Origin of the sequence: Peredibacter starrii, from assembly GCF_034259205.1 — a bacterium.
Classification (GTDB): Bacteria; Bdellovibrionota; Bacteriovoracia; order Bacteriovoracales; family Bacteriovoracaceae; genus Peredibacter; species Peredibacter starrii.
In genome coordinates this window covers 88,005-101,597 of the sequence record NZ_CP139487.1, presented here as the reverse complement: position 1 = coordinate 101,597, position 13,593 = coordinate 88,005, and the positions used below count along the sequence as shown (strand labels likewise).

At 43.8% G+C, this 13,593-nt stretch carries 12 protein-coding genes; 8 read left to right on the top strand and 4 right to left on the bottom strand.

All coding sequences use genetic code 11. From position 1 onward, the window contains the following. The first annotated feature begins 16 nt into the window (after positions 1-16). Both SOO65_RS00505 and SOO65_RS00500 read left to right on the top strand, forming a co-directional pair. Complete coding sequence (locus SOO65_RS00505) at positions 17-1,615, top strand: sigma-54 interaction domain-containing protein (RefSeq protein ID WP_321395384.1); 1,599 nt, start codon at positions 17-19, stop codon at positions 1,613-1,615. Positions 1,616-1,744: 129 nt separating this feature from the next. Continuing rightward, complete coding sequence (locus SOO65_RS00500) at positions 1,745-2,581, top strand: TIGR02147 family protein (RefSeq protein WP_321395382.1); 837 nt, start codon at positions 1,745-1,747, stop codon at positions 2,579-2,581. A 34-nt stretch (positions 2,582-2,615) separates the two neighbouring features. On the opposite strand, the gene SOO65_RS00495 is transcribed toward SOO65_RS00500, so the two are convergent. The 4 genes from SOO65_RS00495 to SOO65_RS00480 all read right to left on the bottom strand — a co-directional run bounded on the left by SOO65_RS00495 (position 2,616) and on the right by SOO65_RS00480 (position 7,269). Further along, a complete protein-coding gene (locus SOO65_RS00495) occupies positions 2,616-3,995 on the bottom strand; it encodes a hypothetical protein (protein WP_321395380.1) in 1,380 nt (459 codons plus the stop codon). Positions 3,996-4,004: 9 nt separating this feature from the next. Continuing rightward, positions 4,005-5,363: a hypothetical protein gene (locus tag SOO65_RS00490; RefSeq protein WP_321395378.1), complete on the bottom strand. Its 1,359-nt coding sequence runs from the start codon at positions 5,361-5,363 to the stop codon at positions 4,005-4,007. Positions 5,364-5,384: 21 nt separating this feature from the next. Next, entirely contained in the window at positions 5,385-6,077 is a 693-nt protein-coding gene (locus tag SOO65_RS00485; protein ID WP_321395377.1) for a hypothetical protein, read from the bottom strand. Positions 6,078-6,186: 109 nt separating this feature from the next. Next, a complete protein-coding gene (locus SOO65_RS00480; RefSeq protein ID WP_321395375.1) occupies positions 6,187-7,269 on the bottom strand; it encodes a hypothetical protein in 1,083 nt (360 codons plus the stop codon). A 128-nt stretch (positions 7,270-7,397) separates the two neighbouring features. On the opposite strand from SOO65_RS00480, the gene SOO65_RS00475 reads away from it, so the two are divergent. From SOO65_RS00475 to SOO65_RS00450, 6 genes are all read left to right on the top strand, one after another. Further along, the gene (locus tag SOO65_RS00475) at positions 7,398-8,327 is read left to right on the top strand and encodes a TIGR02147 family protein (protein WP_321395373.1); all 930 of its coding nucleotides are present in this window, start codon (positions 7,398-7,400) and stop codon (positions 8,325-8,327) included. An 11-nt stretch (positions 8,328-8,338) separates the two neighbouring features. Continuing rightward, positions 8,339-9,193 (top strand): hypothetical protein, encoded by an 855-nt coding sequence (locus SOO65_RS00470; protein WP_321395372.1) that lies wholly within the window; start codon positions 8,339-8,341, stop codon positions 9,191-9,193. A gap of 13 nt (positions 9,194-9,206) precedes the next feature. After that, positions 9,207-10,019, top strand: coding sequence for a hypothetical protein (locus SOO65_RS00465; RefSeq protein ID WP_321395370.1), 813 nt, complete (start codon positions 9,207-9,209; stop codon positions 10,017-10,019). Between the two features lie 120 nt (positions 10,020-10,139). Continuing rightward, positions 10,140-11,672 (top strand): acyl-CoA carboxylase subunit beta, encoded by a 1,533-nt coding sequence (locus SOO65_RS00460; protein ID WP_321395368.1) that lies wholly within the window; start codon positions 10,140-10,142, stop codon positions 11,670-11,672. Continuing rightward, a complete protein-coding gene (locus SOO65_RS00455) occupies positions 11,669-13,102 on the top strand; it encodes an acetyl-CoA carboxylase biotin carboxylase subunit (RefSeq protein WP_321395366.1) in 1,434 nt (477 codons plus the stop codon). The genes SOO65_RS00460 and SOO65_RS00455 overlap by 4 nt, the downstream gene beginning before the upstream one ends. Next, complete coding sequence (locus tag SOO65_RS00450) at positions 13,102-13,590, top strand: acyl-CoA carboxylase biotin carboxyl carrier protein subunit (protein WP_321395365.1); 489 nt, start codon at positions 13,102-13,104, stop codon at positions 13,588-13,590. Before SOO65_RS00455 ends, SOO65_RS00450 begins: the two co-directional genes overlap by 1 nt. Positions 13,591-13,593 lie beyond the last annotated feature (3 nt).

Sequence of the window (13,593 nt, the reverse complement as noted above, 5' to 3'; positions counted from 1 at the left end):
ATACAGGAGAAAGTCTATGATTGATTGGAAAGCGATTAAGGATCTACATACTACGAAAAGCCTCGAGAAGATTGTTGGTAATTGGTACGGGCTGGACGTGTTGTATGTTGATACTCAAGGCCGCGTGCAGTTCGTGCAAGAGCCGGGTTATTCATTCAAATCACCTTTCTTAAAACTACAAATGTCTCATTCATTCGGTCATGACTGGCTGGAAGCAGATGTTGAAAAAGTATTCGAATTTTTCAACTCGTCTTCAGAGATGAGTTATGAGTTCGATGCTTTCTTCCCGGGAACATATGGTTACTCACATAAAGTGGTAGTAGACGATGAGTTCTGTGGAGTGGTGATCGCTTATCCATATTTCAAAGATACTTCAACAACTGAAGAGGTTGAGAATGTTGTTAAAAAAGTTGTCGAGTGTGGCATTGGCCAGGAAGACGCTAAAGTTGCGGTTTCTAAAATTAAAAAATTCGCGGGTCGCTTCTACGACGAGATGAAAGAACTTGTGGCGATCGTTGCGGATGAAGTGGGCACTTTCCACCACGAAATTTCGAAGCGTGAGGCTCGCATCATGGACCTTAACTCTGAGATCGGTAACAAATACCGTTATCATAACCTGATTGGTAAATCGAAAAAGATGCAACAGGTTTATCACCTTCTTTCAAAAGTATCGAACTCTGAATCTACAATTATGATTCAAGGTGAGAACGGTACCGGTAAAGAAATGGTGGCGAAGGCGATCCACTATAATTCACCAAGAAAAGATGCTGTTTTCATGGCAGTAAACTGTTCAGCGTTTAACGATAACCTTCTAGACTCAGAACTGTTCGGTCACGTGAAAGGTGCGTTTACAGGCGCGATCAAGGACAAGAAAGGTGTATTCGAAGTTGCTAACGGCGGAACACTGTTTCTGGATGAAATCGGGGACACGTCTCCATCAATGCAGGTAAAACTTCTTCGTATCCTTCAAGAAGGTACGTTCATGCCGGTGGGTGCAACTCAGCCGAAGAAAGTAAATGTACGCGTAGTGGCGGCAACGAACAAAAACCTTAAAGAGATGATCGCTAAAGGTGAGTTCAGAGAAGATCTTTATTACAGAATTAACGTGATCAACGTGGCCCTTCCACCTCTTCGTGAGCGTCAGGAAGATATTCCGGTCCTGATGGATTTCTTCCTTCAGAAGCGTTGTGAGGAAGCAGGTCTTCCACTTAAGACCTTCTCGAAGAAGTGTCTTGAGAAGATGCTGGATCACACATGGCCAGGTAACGTACGTGAACTTCAAAACGAAGTTGAGCGTCTGGTTGTAATCGCGGGTGAAGATAAAAACATCACGCCGGATATGCTTTCTTCAAGAATTCTGGAAAGCGGAGAGTCTCATGGTCACGCTCCATCTCACTCTGGTGGTAGCTTCCTTAAAGGTGTGAACACAAACGGTTCACTGAAAGATGCTCTGGAAGAACTAGAGATTCTGATGATCCGTGAAGGTCTAAAACGTTGTGCCTTCAACAAGTCAAAACTTGCGAAGGAACTTGGTATTTCTCGCGCGGGTCTGATTATGAAGGTCGAGAAGTACGGCCTTGATAAGCGAGCTCAGAAAAGAGCAGCGGGCGAATAGAAAATCCTAATAGGGCCCTCTCACAGGGCCCTTTTTTTTGCTCAAAAAAGTGTTCCCTCAAAATTCCGGCACTCTGGTTACCCCTCAACTCTACGTTTACGCTAATTATTAGACCAACAAGGAAGAGGTATGGATAAGCCAGATATTTTTCAATACGTAGACTACCGTCGCTTTCTGAAAGACATGTATCTTTACAAAAAGTCTCGCAATCCAAGTTTTTCGGAAAATGCTTTTGTATTCGCGGCAGGCTTTGGAAAAAACTCGCGCGGGTATCTTGGACTAGTGGTGAAAAACAAAAGAAATCTGACCCAGAAATCCATTGATGGGTTTGCGAAAGCAATGGATCTCAGTCCGGAAGAAACCAAGTATTTTGAAAATATGGTTCACTTCAATCAGGCCGATAATGATATTGAAAAGAACCGTTTTTTTGAAGAGATGAAAAAAGATGTGAAAGGTAATGACGTTAAAGTGTTTCAGGTGATGGAACATCAGTCTCGCTATTTGAATGAATGGCATCTTTCAGTTTTAAGAGAACTGATTGAACTTAAAGATTTTGAAGAGAATCCGGAATGGATCATGAACCGACTCGGGGGAACGATTACTCGAGAAAAAATCGATGAGGGAATCAAGGATCTTATTGGTTTGGGTTTTGTGATTCGAAATGAAGAGGGAAAATTGGTCAACGCGGATGGGCCCATTTTGTTAGAGGTCACGTCTCCAACGCTCAGAAATTCGATGGCCCTGCAAAAGCACTTTGCACTTAAGGCAGTGGATGCGATGGAAAATCTTCCTCAGGACAAGAGGTGTGCCCAATTGATTACTCTAAGTATTCCTAAGAATCGGTTTGAAGATCTAAGGCACGAAATGAGATTCTTTGCGCAGCAGATCCTGCAGAAGTACTCGGTGGGACCCACTAATGAAGAAGTGGTGCAGATGGGAATGCAGCTCATTCAGGTTACTTACTAAAAAAGAAAGGCCCCGATTAATTGGGGCCTTTTGCTTATTTAATTTTAGTTAGATATTCGGCAGTCCAGCCGCCGCCGCGTTCACCTGTATACTCGCCATCTAAATATTGAAGAATATAATTTCCATCTGGTTGGATCCCAACAATTTTAGCTTGAAACTTATTTTTCATATTAAAGACAGTATCGTTCACGCACAGTTGTCCTGAACAACCAGTGGTTTTGGACAATACTTGGGCAGTCCAGCCACTGTAGATTTCATTCGTGTATTCTCCATCCAGATACTGAAGTACAAATTTGTCATCGGCAGTAATGCCCACAACCTTCATGGAGTTGTGGTCCTGGTTGTTTGCGGGCATATTGAACAATTTATCCCCAACACAAATATCTTTTACACAGCCAGTAGTATAACCAAGCTGAGTGATAGCAACAGTTCCATAGGTATTGTCTGAATACTTAAGGACGACTGTATCTTTTCTGATTTCATGAATCACGCCTAAGAGTGGGCTGTTCTGGTTTGTAACGTTGAAAATTGCTTGACCCTGCTTTAAAGGTAAACGCTGGCGAATAGCTTCACGCTCAAGTTCACGCTGACGTTCCGATAACTCTTCGCCATTTTTGCGGGCGATCTCATTCAGGACACCAGAAGTCTTCTCAACAGAGGCAATCAAAGTATTTAAACGGCGAATGTTTTGAACACTGTCAGCGTCGTTGGCAGTTGGGTTTTCGTCCATTGAATAAAGGGTGGTATAAATCTCAACAATCGTGTCAGACAACTCGATAGCATATTGATCACGAGAGAAATCCCAGTTGATCATCTCGAGAATTTTATAAAGCAAACGATACTGAGCTGAAGCATCTAGTACGTTTTGGGTAGCAGTAAGCATGGTTCGGCCGAAGTCATTGGCAAAGGCGGCATGATTCAGGGCCACTGTTTCTTTACCTTGGTTAGCTCGACGCTGATACGCCAGATCCGATTCATAAAAACGAAGAGCGAGCTCAATTCCTTTCACTTGAATATTCAGAACATTCTCAACTGTACCAGAAGTTGCCCAGTCAGTTTCTTTAACCAGTTCTTGAACTAGAAAGAGCGTACGGTTAAGTGAGAAGCGCATGAAGGTCTGATAGTTTTTCTGACCAGAATTCCTAACCACGGCCTTAATTACGGCCGTCAGGTGTTTCACCTGTTGCTGAACAGTCATCGAACGAATGTCTTCGAGCGCTTTGTTCAAAACCGATTGAGCATTCTGTGCATAAGGGATGAAAATATCCACATCGGCCGCTGAAAGGCGAGTGATTGTGCCTTCCGCGAATTCACTGCTCGTTTCTGTTAACTCACGAGGTGCCTGGACCGGAGGAAGGTCCTTGGCCATAGCGTTTCCGATAAATAGTACTGTCGATAGAATTAAAAGTTTCATAATTATGCCTTAAAGAACCTTGTCCAGAATTGCCATACAGATATTGGCCGGGCCTCTCCAGTATGAACTTGAATTCGTATGAATTCTTGGAACTGAATTGTTCGTTCCAACCGAAAAGATATCCGTTTGAGTAATTCTTTTCTCTTGTAAAAAGTTGTAGCACTGGTACATGAGTGAAGATACTGAAGGTGCCTGAAAGCTATAACCTTGCTTTTCAATTTCACCATAAAAGTTGAAGCTCTTAGATGTTTCCACCTGTGAATTACCATTGATAATCATGCGACAAGCAGTGTCTGCAGACCAGTAGCTTGAACTGTTATAGTACTTTTGAGGAGTTCTATTCCCTTGCATAACCAGAATGTGGTCTGTGTTAGTCGTTTGTTTAGACAAACAATCTCTATGTCTTTCAAGTTCATTGTTTCCAAGAACTACATAAAATTTGTCATTCGACATAACTGAAATGCCGCGAGCAACATCCAATTCCATTTGTCTTTGTGTGGCCTGCATGCGCTCTAGACGCTCACGCTCCTGAAGCGTTCTACGAGTTGTTTCATTGCTAAGAAGAATTGTTCTCTCAACAGATGCCACACTATTAACCAGTACATTTAAACGTCTGATAGCAAGTACGCTCTCAGAATCATTATTGGTCGGTTGTTCATTAAGAGTGTTGAGCGTGTTGTAAATCTCAACGATGGCGTCAGCGAACTCAATCGCGATCGCATCACGTGAGAAGTCCCAGTTAACCATTTCAAGTGTCTTATACAGAACACGGTACTGAGCAGAGGCATCCGTGATGTTCTGGATTGATCTGATCATTTCTTTACCAAAAGTGGCCCCGAAGATCGCGTATGACTGGTTTACAGCATCATTGCCGCGGTTAGCGCGACTCTGATAACTCAAATCTGATTCATAGAATTTAAGCGCGAGGTTGATTCCAGTTACTTGAAGATCGAGAACGCTCTCTGCTGTTCCTGGCTCATTCCAGTCTGACTGGCTAACTGTTTCCTGAACTAAAAGAAGAGTACGGTTAAGTACGAACCGCATGAACATCTGATAGTTCTTCGAACCAGAGTTCGTTACCACTGACTTCATAATGGCAGTCAGGTGACGAACTTGCTGTTGTACCGTCATAGTTTGAATATCACGAAGGGCCTTAGTCAGAACCGATTGAGCGTTTTGCGCCCATGGAACGAAGACCGAAGCTTCTCCATCTGAAAGACGAGTGATAGTACCTTCTGCGAACTCACTTCCTACTTCCGTTAACTCACGTGGAGCTGGAATATCTGGAAGGCTTGAGTTTTTTTGAGCAAATGCTTTACCTGTAAGAGTGGCAAGCAGGATGAATGTCATCATAGATGTCGTTTTCATAAAGTTTCTCCTGCGTCCTTCTTAGTTACCAGCTCGAGCTGCTGCACCAGTAGCGCTGTTTACGATAACGAGTTGATCACCACCGAAGCGACCGCCTTTCATAAATACCGCGAACAAAGTTGCGTTTTTATCAAGCTTCACACCAGTTGAAGTCAGCTGAGTTGAAAGAACCACATACATGTCCTGGCGAGTTTCGCGAAGAACGTAATCACCAACCAGACCTTGCGCCTTACTTGTCATGGTTGCTTCGTTTTCTGCATCCAGGTTTGAAACCACGATTTGTTTGCTTGAGTAGTTACCCGCAATAAGTGGTGACCAACGAAGAGGCTTTTTGCTCTTTGTTTTGAATGTAATTGAAGTGCTGAACCCCATATCGTTTTCACCGTTTGGAGTTAGTACCAGTGTATCTGAAGTTGCTGTTAAGCTGATTGATGGAAGTGTGTTGCTTACACCAATATTATAGTTACCAGTAAGACGTAATGAAAGAAGACCGTACTTACTAGAAGAGAATGCATCAATTAGATAAGCGCGAACTTTTGATTGTTTGCCATTAATAAGAAGACCGATGAAGCTTCCACGTCTTTCTGGAAGTTCACGAACGTGAAGTTCATAATCATTTCTAGCGTTATCCACACCATCGTAAGAACCAACTTCAAGGGCCGCGTGTACTAGGCCAGAGCAAAGTAAAGCAAACATCAACAACATGTATTTCATATGATCTCCTTAGGGCTTTTGATTTCCTAATGAGTAACATGGTTGCTGACCTGGAACCGGTCGTTTGTAAAAAATTCATAGCGCTTTGTGATGTCTGCCAGTCAGCAGGCTAGAGACTGTCAGTCGCAAGAACACCCACGTCCCAGGCAGGGGACAGGGTCATGAGATCTTGGGGTTTTAGGGCCTTAATTCGATTAGGGTAGTTCTTTTCAAGTCCCCACCATTTAAACGAAGCAGGAGCCGTTTTAATCAGTTCCTGAGCGGTCTTTAAAGAGAGGCGTTGAGGTTGATAGCTCTGGATCGAAGACCAGAACTTATCTGGGTTAGCGAGGAGGGAAAGCTCCTTCTGGGCATCGATTTGGAGGCGATGAGAAGAAGGCATAATAAAGGTCAATGAGGACTGCTCAAAGCCACTATAGCTATTGGCCATTTTTGCGAGTGAAAAACCTTCTGCCGATGAAGAGAAATCTCGGCATAAAGGTATGCTGGAATTTTCTAGTTGAAGAGCGCGATTAATTCCATCCCGTCCTGAACCGCCACTATTTACGAGAGTCCAGAAAAGCGTATCGTCTTTATCACAGTGGCTAGTTAGATAATAAAAGTAGAGGAGGGTATTACCATATTTCTCCGGACGATAATCATTGATATCAAACTCCGCTTCGAGGGGAAATTCATTCTTAGTAAGGCCCGCGTGAGTGTGTGCAAAATTAAATCCATTATAGAGACGGTACTCAAACAATTGTGCCAGACCTTCGCGCACCCAACTTACTTCATTCGGATTAATGGAATAATGAACGGCGTGGAAGTACTCGTGAGAGATAATTTTAAGATAATCTGGAGTCGAAATAAGGGCCGGATTAAGAGTAATTATCCACTCATCATTTCCTCTGCCGGCCTTCGTTCCCGGAGGATAGAAAACGGCATCGGTCGAGGCGTTCTTTTCAAAGATCAAAGTGATGGTTTTATGCTTGATTTTATCCCGCGCTTCAGAGGGAAGTTTTGATAATTGAATATCGGAGAGTTGTTCGGCGATATCAGTACTTGCGAGCAGGAGATCCTGCTGCTGATTACGATAAAGCTCATCCTTTGCTTCGAAAACAAAACCCAGACGTGACCAACGAACATTCGCCGCTTCGGCAAACGCCCAGGAAGTCGCACATATATATAGTAGTGTGAACAATAACCACTTCATTTGGCCGACATTATAGCCTTCTGACCTGCTGACTGGTGGTCATCGGAAAGTCTTGTGTAAAAATTACAATTGGTGTCCAAGTTGTCAGCACCCGAGATATATCTGGGGCACTAAACAAGGACAGCCCCATGTTGGGAAATGACACCAAAACTACTGAAGAAGTTATCAGCGCGTCTGTTTCGCAAGAAACAGAAACGATTGAAACCAAGGTCATCACTGAAAGACCGGTGATCTTTGAATATATGAATTATCGCGTCTTCTTAAGAGACATGTATCTTTTTAAGAAGTCGAAGAACTCAAACTATTCAGAGAACGCTTTCATTTATGCTGCCGGTTTCGGAAAGAACTCTCGTGGTTACTTAGGTCTAATTGTTAAGAACAAACGTAATCTAACTTCTAAATCAATTCTTGGTTTCTCGACTGCCATGGATCTTTCTGCCGAAGAAGCGATCTATTTTGAAAACATGGTGATGTTTAACCAGGCCGAGACTGAAAAAGAAAAGCTGTATTTCTTTGAGCGCATGAAAGTGGGAGCTCGTGGGAAGAAAGCAAAACTGGTTCAAGTGCTTGAACACCAATACCGTTATTTAAATGAGTGGCACCTGGTGGTGCTACGCGAGTTGGTTACCCTGAAAGGCTTCCGTGAGGAACCGGAGTGGATCATCTCAAAACTCGATAAGAAAATCACGAAAGAGAAAGTGGTTGAAGGTTTGAATGACCTGATGGCCCTGGGTCTGGTGACTCGCAATGAATCAGGCAAACTGGTTCAGTCTGAGCCGGTGGTTCTATTTGAAGACAATGCCGCCAACTTCAAGAGCTCAGCGAATCTTCATAAGCAATTTGCTCTTAAGGCCGCGGAGGCGATGGAACAGCTGTCTTACGAGAAACGTGCTGCCCAGTTGATTACACTCAGTATTCCTAATTCACAATTCGAAAACCTTCGAGCTGAGATGAAGGAGTTTACTAAAAAAATTCTTGAAAAGTATGCCGGTAATACTCAGCACGCCAATGATTTGGTGGTGCAGATCGGCTCACAACTTTTACAAATAACTGAATAGCAGAGGATATTATGAATTTTAAGAAACTGATTACTGGAATGATGGTGCTCGCTTCACTAACAGTTCAGGCCGGTGAAGGCGGAAGCGGAATCGGTGGTGGTATGAACTTCGCACTGATTAACTGGTGTGATGATGCTTCGATCATGGTGAGAGAGACTCGTGCCGAAGCTCTTGAGCGTCTTAATTATAATAACGATAAAATCGGTGCTCTTCGTGTTTTCTATAATGGTCTTATTGCAGCGGCGGCGAGTTCTGAACAGGCTCCACAGGCCCAGGACAATTCACTTACTTACCGCGCGATCACAAGAGGGATTCGTCTTGCTCAGTTGCTCGAGATTCCTTCAGTTATCAACGGCGGGAAACTTCCAGACGGTGCTTTGATTCAGCACAATCATATGCAAGGTCTTCTTTCGTTTATGGATTGGTACACACTTCATATTGAGGACGTGGCCTTCCGTGTAGACCGTGATCACTATATTCCTTATTCAACTCAGGGCCGTCCAATGGGCGTTCGTGAGCTGGAAGAACTCTTGGTTGATATCGCAGTTTCTCAACTAACTGGTCTAGAGCAGAGATTTGTTCGTCTGAAATCAGATCGCAGCACCTACTTTACGGCGATCCCGGTAACTCAATATATGCAGGCGCTTTCGTACCTAAGTGCTGAAGTAGCAAATGACCTTAAAGAAACTCTTTTCTCGAACGCGCTTGAGTGTCAGTCAAAACTATTAGTTCGTCTTTCTCGCAATGTTCAGACTTATCTGGACGGCAGAACTTCAACGAAAGAAGACGCCATTAAGCTTAACCGCTTCGTTTTGGAAGTTCGTTCTATAACAAAACAAATTGAATCGCGCTCTTGCGCTTACTAATAAGGATTTCTGTATGAAAAATTGGACGTTTGCTCTTCTCCTAGGTTTAAGCTCTCTGATAAATTTTAATACTGCTTCTGCTCACGTTGCTCAAAATGGAACTGAAGTGGATGCGGACGCCGAATTCCGCGCTTATTGCGACCGCACTTTACGTTTATTAGAGCGCGCTCGTTTTGATGCTTCAAATGCCAGTATGAATGGGGATTTCACAGGTGCGGTTAATTCATTGATCGCTGGACTTAAGTCCAACTCAACTCAACGTTACGGGGATCTGAATCCAATTACGCTTAGACTTATCACACACGCTCATGACCTGGGTGTGATGTTAAAAGAAGAAGTGGCAAAAGATGTGAAAGGCACAAAAGCTACAGCGATCGCACTTGAAAGCTTTTATGATCTGATCTTTGCTACCGCAGAAAAAATTGATTATCGTTTTTATAGCTGTCAGGCCCGTCGTTTTGGCTGTCGTTATTCTCGTACACTAGCATTCGAGCAAAACATGCTCGAGATGGTAAGAGATATGCTTTTTGTGGTGAATAGCAGCCTGGTGCTTCGTCGCGAACAAATTTTCCCACTTGGCCCATCAAGCGCTTACCTGGTAGCTGCGGAAGTGGTTTCAGGCGCAGCTTATACAGAACTGACACAATTAGTTTATAGCTCGGCTTACTCGTGCGAAATTTTGGATCTTAAAGACATCAATGAAGATCTTGAGAGATTTAACACATCTGACATGGATGAATTCTCTAAGAAGCAGAAAATTCAAGAGGTTTACCACTCTCTTAACCAAATTGGTTACAACCTCAGCTCTGGTCGCGGTTGCCGTTAGTCTAAAATTCAAAATTTTTAATCTCAAGGCCCCTTTCTGGGGCCTTTTACTTAGAGTGTCAAAACTTTACCCTCTGGTCTAAGCAAGGTATAACTTTCCGATACATTTCAGGAGGGTCGAATGCTGACCAACGAACAAAGACGCGAGCAACTCGCTACTTTCAGCCGTGAAGCCGAACTAGGTGGCGGTACTGAAAGAATCAACAAGCAACATGAACAGGGCAAATACACTGCCCGTGAACGAATCAGTAAACTGGTAGATCCAGATTCATTTATTGAATTCGATAAATTTGTGGTTCACCGTAGTCATAACTTTGGTATGGAGAAACAAAAGTACCTGGGTGACGGTGTGGTAACTGGTATTGCGAAAATCAATGGCCAGCAAGTTGCCCTTTTCTCTCAAGACTTTACTTGTTGGGGTGGTGCTCTTGGTGCGGCCCACGCGCAAAAAATCTGTAAGGTGATGGACTTCGCTCTGGCGAACAAAATCCCGATGATCGGTATTAACGATTCTGGTGGAGCTCGTATTCAGGAAGGCGTTGACGCTCTTGCTGGTTACGCTGAGATTTTCTACCGTAACGTTCAGGCCTCAGGTGTGATTCCTCAGATCTCTTTGATCATGGGGCCATGTGCTGGTGGTGCGGTTTATTCTCCGGCCATGACTGACTTCATCTTCATGGTAGATAAAACGTCATACATGTTCGTGACTGGTCCGGATGTTATTAAAACTGTGACTCACGAAGAAGTAACAAAAGACGCTCTTGGTGGTGCTCATACTCACAATGAAAAATCTGGTGTCGCACACTTCCGTTGTGACGACGAAGATGATTGTTTTGAGCGCGTAAGAGAACTTATGGCGTTCATCCCTGCATGTAATCAAATTAAGCATACAGCGAAACTGACAACAGACTCAGTTACTCGTACGAACAACAAACTTAAGAATTTCATCCCTGATAACTCGAAGAAGCCGTACGATATGCACGAGCTTATTCTTGAAGTGATCGATGATCAGCACTTTCTGGAAGTTCACGCTGACTTCGCGAAAAACATTCTTACTGGTTTTGCTTCAATCGGTGGAATCAAAGTTGGTATCGTAGCAAACCAACCTAACTTCCTGGCTGGTTGTTTGGACATCGACTCATCTGTGAAGGCCGCTCGTTTCGTGCGCTTCTGTGATGCTTTCAATATTCCAATCATAACTCTGGTAGACGTTCCGGGCTTCCTACCTGGTACAGTTCAAGAGTACGGCGGGATCATCCGTCATGGAGCTAAACTTCTTTACGCTTACTCTGAAGCGACGGTTCCTCTTATCACGCTTATTACTCGTAAGGCCTACGGTGGTGCTTATGACGTTATGGCGTCGAAACACATCCGCGCTGACATCAATCTTTCTTACCCAACTGCAGAGATCGCAGTTATGGGTGCAGATGGTGCAGTGAACATTATTTTCCGTAACGATATGGCGAACAAAGCGAAGCACGTAGAAAACTACGAGAACAACTTTGCCAACCCTTATCGCGCGGCCGAGCTTGGTTACCTGGATGAAATCATCAATCCGGAAATCACTCGTCAGCGTCTTTATCAATACCTTAAAGCTCTGGAGCACAAAAAAGTTAACCGTCCTGAGCGTAAACACGGGAACATTCCACTATGAAAGGTAAACGCGTCTTAATCATTAACCGTGGTGAGATTGCTATTCGTGTGGCGAAAGCTTTGAATGAGCTTGGTCTGGTTTCTGTCGGCGTTTGGACCGACAATGAAACTGAACCACCTCATCTTGAGTTCTGCCAGGAATGGGTACATCTTGCTGGTAATAACAACAAAGAAACATATCTAGATATTCCGAAGATCATGAAGCTCATCGATGATTATAAAATCGATGGTGTTCACCCGGGTTACGGATTCCTGTCTGAGAACCGTGAGTTTTCAGAAGCACTTGCGAAGAAGGGCGTGACTTTCATTGGTCCAAACCCGACTGCGGTTTACAAAATGGGTGCTAAGGACATTTCTAAACAAGTGGCAAAGGAAGCAGGTGTTCCTGTGGTTCCCGGTTCAACTGGTGAAGTGCCTTCAGTAGAAGAGGCCATCAAGCTTGCGAACGATATGGGTTACCCGATCCTTCTTAAAGCAGTTGCTGGTGGTGGTGGTAAGGGTATGCGCCCTTGTTACTCAGAAGAAGAAATCAAAGCAAACTTCGCAGCAGTTCAACGTGAAGCTCTTTCAGGTTTCGGTTACGCCGGACTTCTGGTTGAGAAATACATTTTGAATCCTCACCACATTGAAGTGCAGATCCTTGCTGATAAAAAAGGCAATGTGTTCCACGTGTTTGAACGTGAGTGTTCAGTTCAGCGTCGTCACCAGAAGATCATCGAGGAAGCTCCATCTCCATTCATTGGAACAGATGAGGCCCTTCGTAAATCAATCTGTGAGACTGCGGTTAAATGTGCCAAAGCTGTGAACTACGATTCAGCTGGTACAGTTGAATTCATTATGGGTGAAGATAAGAAGTTCTACTTCCTTGAGATGAACACACGTATTCAGGTAGAGCACCCGATCACTGAAGAAATCACAGGTGTGGATCTTGTGGCAAACATGATCAAGGCCGCTTTCGGTGAACCACTAGATTTTAAAACTCAGGACGATATCAAGATTCAGGGCCATGCCATTGAACTTCGTATCTGTGCGGAAGATCCAATTTCGATGCTTCCAGCTCCGGGTAAAATCGTGGGCTTCGAGACGACTTTCCCGCAAGGTATTCGTTTCGATCACTGTATTTATCCAAAATTTACGATCACTCCGGACTTCGATCCAATGATCGGTAAACTCATCGCCAAAGGTTTCAACCGTGAGGTGGCACTTCGTAAAGTGAAGTCGGCACTTGATGGTTTGATCATTGATGGTATTAAGACCAATATCGCTCTTCACCGTGTGATCCTGAACGAAGAGAACTTCGTGAAAGGTCACTACTCAACGAACTATATTGGTACTGTTAAGCCGCAAGAGAAAGTAGCTGCGAAAGAAGATATCAAGGCCTTCATGTTAAAAGTTGCTGCCATTGAGCTTAACCAAGCTGGAGGTAACTAATGAGATACTATTTCATGAACCAAGATATGAAAGAGTTCGCTCTGGATGTTGAAATCCATCCTGGAAAAGTAATGGAGTTCACAGTTGATGGCGCGAAGACAAAACTTCTGATCAAGAATCTTGCTGGTAAAAACTTTTATTCATTTGATGGTGTCGCGTGGAAGAAACTCGCTGCCCTGGGTGTGAATGAAGTTCTGGTTTCAAACTCTGAAGTTTATAAGGTTTTTCGCGGCTTCAAGCCTTCGGGTCTTAACAAAGGCGGCGCTGGTGCTCTTATCACGCAAATGCCTGGTAAGGTCGTGAAGCTTATGAAGAAAGAAGGGGACAAGGTCACTAAAGGTGAAACTGTGCTTATACTTGAAGCGATGAAGATGGAAAACGAAATCAAATCAGGCGCGGATGGTACAATTAAGGCCATCAACGTGAAAGAGGGTCAGGCACTTGAGGCCGGCTTCTTGATGGTTGAGATTGACGACGGAACAAACTAAAAA

What these genes read in the sequence shown, in the direction of transcription:
- SOO65_RS00460 (WP_321395368.1), top strand. Translation starts at nt 10,140, where the DNA reads ATGCTGACCAACGAACAAAGACGCGAGCAACTCGCTACTTTCAGCCGT.
- SOO65_RS00465 (WP_321395370.1), top strand. Translation starts at nt 9,207, where the DNA reads ATGAAAAATTGGACGTTTGCTCTTCTCCTAGGTTTAAGCTCTCTGATA.
- SOO65_RS00505 (WP_321395384.1), top strand. Translation starts at nt 17, where the DNA reads ATGATTGATTGGAAAGCGATTAAGGATCTACATACTACGAAAAGCCTC.
- SOO65_RS00450 (WP_321395365.1), top strand. Translation starts at nt 13,102, where the DNA reads ATGAGATACTATTTCATGAACCAAGATATGAAAGAGTTCGCTCTGGAT.
- SOO65_RS00495 (WP_321395380.1), bottom strand. Translation starts at nt 3,995, where the DNA reads ATGAAACTTTTAATTCTATCGACAGTACTATTTATCGGAAACGCTATG.
- SOO65_RS00490 (WP_321395378.1), bottom strand. Translation starts at nt 5,363, where the DNA reads ATGAAAACGACATCTATGATGACATTCATCCTGCTTGCCACTCTTACA.
- SOO65_RS00475 (WP_321395373.1), top strand. Translation starts at nt 7,398, where the DNA reads ATGTTGGGAAATGACACCAAAACTACTGAAGAAGTTATCAGCGCGTCT.
- SOO65_RS00470 (WP_321395372.1), top strand. Translation starts at nt 8,339, where the DNA reads ATGAATTTTAAGAAACTGATTACTGGAATGATGGTGCTCGCTTCACTA.
- SOO65_RS00455 (WP_321395366.1), top strand. Translation starts at nt 11,669, where the DNA reads ATGAAAGGTAAACGCGTCTTAATCATTAACCGTGGTGAGATTGCTATT.
- SOO65_RS00485 (WP_321395377.1), bottom strand. Translation starts at nt 6,077, where the DNA reads ATGAAATACATGTTGTTGATGTTTGCTTTACTTTGCTCTGGCCTAGTA.
- SOO65_RS00500 (WP_321395382.1), top strand. Translation starts at nt 1,745, where the DNA reads ATGGATAAGCCAGATATTTTTCAATACGTAGACTACCGTCGCTTTCTG.
- SOO65_RS00480 (WP_321395375.1), bottom strand. Translation starts at nt 7,269, where the DNA reads ATGAAGTGGTTATTGTTCACACTACTATATATATGTGCGACTTCCTGG.